Below are 1,277 nucleotides of genomic sequence, written 5' to 3' on the forward strand. Positions count from 1 at the left end.
GTGTTAGGCACGCCGCCAGCGTTCGTCCTGAGCCAGGATCAAACTCTCAATAAAAAGTTTAATCTGTACTCTTAAAACTTAAATTCGTAAAAAGAATTGCTGGTTTTGTATTATATAAATCTGTTCAATTTTCAAAGACCATTTAATCTCCGTCGCACTCAAGCGACTTAATTATCTTACCACTTAGGGAGAATTTTGTCAACAAGTTTTTTTGACTCTTTTATCGAAAAAACTCGTTTGCAATCAACCTTTGTTGTTTGCCTGCCCTCAAGCGACTTCGTTAGTTTATCATATATAAAAGGCCAGTTTATAAGATATTTATCTATTTAGGCAAATTATTCTTATAATACTCCTTTTTTCTACATTTTATTATCTTTTACTACTACTGATACGCTAGGTAAAGTGTCGCATTTTTTAAGTGTTTTTTCACCTTTAAACCCTCTATTTATCTCATTTTTAACATATATTTGAAGCTTTATTTTTTTAAATTGCTACGCTTTCGATTTCTAAAATCAAATATTTTTTATTTAAACTAATCAAATAATCTTGTAAATATATAAAAAATTAGTTTTTACTAATAACAAGACCTTCTATATTTGATGTTTTTCTTTATATAAATAATTTTTTCAGCTTTATAAACATTTTAATTTATATAAAATAGTCTATTTTTTCGATTTATTTTATATTTTTTATTATAATTAAGCCCCTATCTTTTTTAATTACATTCATTTTCTTTTAATTACTATCTTAAATTAATGATTATTTTAATTTATATTTTTATAAATACATTAAAAAAGACCCATATCTTTAAGCTTAAACTTTAGATATGGATCCTTACATATATAATAGTATTTATTTTCTGTGGATTATTTAATTAATTGTTAGTAACTTTTTTATTTTTATTTATATTTGTTGATAACTTTTTATATTGTTTTTTTGCAAAGAAAAAAGAGATAGTGTAAAAACTATCTCTTTGTTATTCACTTGGCAACGTCCTACTCTCCCACACAGTCTCCCGTGCAGTACCATCGGCGCTGTAGAGCTTAACTTTCCTGTTCGGAATGGGAAGGAGTGTTTCCTCTACGCCATCATCACCAAATTTTTAAGAGTTATTCTCTTAAAATTGCACATGAATTTTAGTTAACAAATAATTGGTCAAGCCCTCGACCTATTAGTATCAGTCAGCTGAATGTGTTGCCACACTTACACTCCTGACCTATCAACCTTGTGTTCTTCAAGGGGTCTTACTAGCTTACGCTATGGGAAATCTAATCTTG

At 28.3% G+C, this 1,277-nt stretch carries 2 rRNA genes; both read right to left on the reverse strand.

Annotated features, from left to right (window positions below):
* Nucleotides 1-982: 982 nt before the first annotated feature.
* A 5S ribosomal RNA gene (gene rrf / locus INR60_RS17145) occupies nt 983-1,099 on the reverse strand.
* Between the two features lie 52 nt (nt 1,100-1,151).
* Nucleotides 1,152-1,277, reverse strand: a 23S ribosomal RNA gene (locus INR60_RS17150); the annotation flags it as partial.

The organism is Clostridium chrysemydis, from assembly GCF_015234215.1.
In the GTDB taxonomy this organism is placed as follows: domain Bacteria; phylum Bacillota; class Clostridia; order Clostridiales; family Clostridiaceae; genus Clostridium; species Clostridium chrysemydis.